The 1,184-nt window shown below is 59.8% G+C and carries 2 protein-coding genes; both read right to left on the minus strand.

All coding sequences use genetic code 11. The annotated features are described in order from the left end of the window. A partial coding sequence (locus G6O54_RS36890) for an RloB family protein (RefSeq protein WP_165236132.1) occupies nucleotides 1-575 on the minus strand: 575 nt, incomplete at its 3' end. Then, on the minus strand, nucleotides 572-1,184 hold a 613-nt coding region (locus G6O54_RS36895; protein WP_205679187.1), incomplete at its 5' end, for an AAA family ATPase. The genes G6O54_RS36895 and G6O54_RS36890, both read right to left, overlap by 4 nt.

A 1,184-nucleotide genomic window follows, 5' to 3' on the forward strand; every position in this document is an offset into this window, starting at 1 on the left:
CGGAGTTTCTTCGCCCGACGAGCCGCTTCCCGAACGGACTCGACGATCTTCTGAAAGTCGCAGGAACCCTTCGCGTAGTCCGGGATGTGCTTCGCGCGGAGCGTGCTGACCAGTGACCCGCAATCGAGACTCGCCTTGTCGTACTCCTCGAAATGCAGGAGCACCCAATATTCGAAGCACTTCGTGGAGACGGCGAGGCGCACTCCCTTGGCCGTGGCCTTGACGCGAGCGTTGTTGATCTTGGAGCCGAAGTCACCGTCGATGACGCACCAGACCTGATCGAATGGCTCGGTTGCGGAGGTTTCCGCCGCGGCCCCAACCATGAGCTCGACGGCCCGGGTCACGACCTGAATCGGCTGCGTGTGATCCTCGCTTCCCTTGATCACCAGGGATTGCGGCGAGAGTCTCAGGAAGCTCCGCAATGCCAGGAAGTAGTTCACCGCCGATTTGCCGTCCTCACAGACCACAAGAAACCGCCGGATCAGCTCGCGTTCTCCGCGCTTCCGCGCAAGCTCTGGGAATCGGGCGGTGACCTTGCTGGAGAGAGGCTTCTTCGATCGCTTTCGCGGGCTCATAGCTGGATCTTTTCCAGGTTGGGCATTGCTCCGTAACGCCCCGAGAGGTATCGCTTGCGGATATTGTGCACCGGCCTTGCGTCGTCCTTGAACTCGGCGAGCGAATACAACTCGGAAGAGCCGTCCCGGTTCTTCCTGGTGAAATAAACCTGATCACGACGCAAGGCCGGGGGTTCGGCGTCCAGACCTTCCATGAGCCCCGTGTCGTGGGTCGAGAAGATCAACTGTGACCGGCGATCTTCGGATTGCTCGTTCGCTGCGCGGATGAGGTTGTCGAGAAGTCGTGGATGAAGGCTGGCGCTCAGTTCGTCGGCGAAGATGGCGACCTCCTCGCTTGCGAGCAGCCAGAAATCGCCCGCGATATTGAACAGCTTCCTGGTCCCCGATGACTCATTCGAGAAGTCCAGAGCCTGTCGAACCTCGCCGTCGTGAATGAAGGAGACGACGGTCACCGTGTCCGGGATGGGCTGTCCTTTGCTGAATAACGCCCGCAGATCCTCGGGCAGTTCGACCTTTTCCGTGTGACTGCTGGAATCACAAATTCCGAGGTCCGCCTTCCGAAGGAGTCGATTCATGATCCAGTCTCGGTAGCCGCTCTCCTCGTGGAAC

Source organism: Aquisphaera insulae (assembly GCF_011064615.1).
Taxonomy (GTDB): domain Bacteria; phylum Planctomycetota; class Planctomycetia; order Isosphaerales; family Isosphaeraceae; genus Aquisphaera; species Aquisphaera insulae.